Origin of the sequence: Halomonas sp. C22, assembly GCF_007655045.1 — a bacterium.
Lineage (GTDB): Bacteria > Pseudomonadota > Gammaproteobacteria > Pseudomonadales > Halomonadaceae > Vreelandella > Vreelandella hamiltonii.
In genome coordinates this window covers 3,440-4,741 of the sequence record NZ_VBVC01000020.1, presented here as the reverse complement: position 1 = coordinate 4,741, position 1,302 = coordinate 3,440, and the positions used below count along the sequence as shown (strand labels likewise).

Genomic DNA, 1,302 nt, shown 5'->3' with positions numbered 1-1,302 from the left:
GGCTCACCAAGGCGACGATCCGTAGCTGGTCTGAGAGGATGATCAGCCACATCGGGACTGAGACACGGCCCGAACTCCTACGGGAGGCAGCAGTGGGGAATATTGGACAATGGGGGGAACCCTGATCCAGCCATGCCGCGTGTGTGAAGAAGGCCCTCGGGTTGTAAAGCACTTTCAGTGAGGAAGAACGCCTGGTGGTTAATACCCATCAGGAAAGACATCACTCACAGAAGAAGCACCGGCTAACTCCGTGCCAGCAGCCGCGGTAATACGGAGGGTGCGAGCGTTAATCGGAATTACTGGGCGTAAAGCGCGCGTAGGTGGCTTGATAAGCCGGTTGTGAAAGCCCCGGGCTCAACCTGGGAACGGCATCCGGAACTGTCAAGCTAGAGTGCAGGAGAGGAAGGTAGAATTCCCGGTGTAGCGGTGAAATGCGTAGAGATCGGGAGGAATACCAGTGGCGAAGGCGGCCTTCTGGACTGACACTGACACTGAGGTGCGAAAGCGTGGGTAGCAAACAGGATTAGATACCCTGGTAGTCCACGCCGTAAACGATGTCGACCAGCCGTTGGGTGCCTAGCGCACTTTGTGGCGAAGTTAACGCGATAAGTCGACCGCCTGGGGAGTACGGCCGCAAGGTTAAAACTCAAATGAATTGACGGGGGCCCGCACAAGCGGTGGAGCATGTGGTTTAATTCGATGCAACGCGAAGAACCTTACCTACTCTTGACATCCTGCGAATTCGGTAGAGATACCTTAGTGCCTTCGGGAACGCAGAGACAGGTGCTGCATGGCTGTCGTCAGCTCGTGTTGTGAAATGTTGGGTTAAGTCCCGTAACGAGCGCAACCCTTGTCCTTATTTGCCAGCGCGTAATGGCGGGAACTCTAAGGAGACTGCCGGTGACAAACCGGAGGAAGGTGGGGACGACGTCAAGTCATCATGGCCCTTACGAGTAGGGCTACACACGTGCTACAATGGTCGGTACAAAGGGTTGCCAACTCGCGAGAGTGAGCCAATCCCGAAAAGCCGATCTCAGTCCGGATCGGAGTCTGCAACTCGACTCCGTGAAGTCGGAATCGCTAGTAATCGTGGATCAGAATGCCACGGTGAATACGTTCCCGGGCCTTGTACACACCGCCCGTCACACCATGGGAGTGGACTGCACCAGAAGTGGTTAGCCTAACGCAAGAGGGCGATCACCACGGTGTGGTTCATGACTGGGGTGAAGTCGTAACAAGGTAGCCGTAGGGGAACCTGCGGCTGGATCACCTCCTTAAACGATGTCTTCCCCTCGCGGCAAG

At 55.9% G+C, this 1,302-nt stretch carries 1 rRNA gene; it reads left to right on the top strand.

From position 1 onward, the window contains the following. Positions 1–1,277 (top strand): 16S ribosomal RNA (locus tag FEU76_RS18470); the annotation flags it as partial. Positions 1,278–1,302 lie beyond the last annotated feature (25 nt).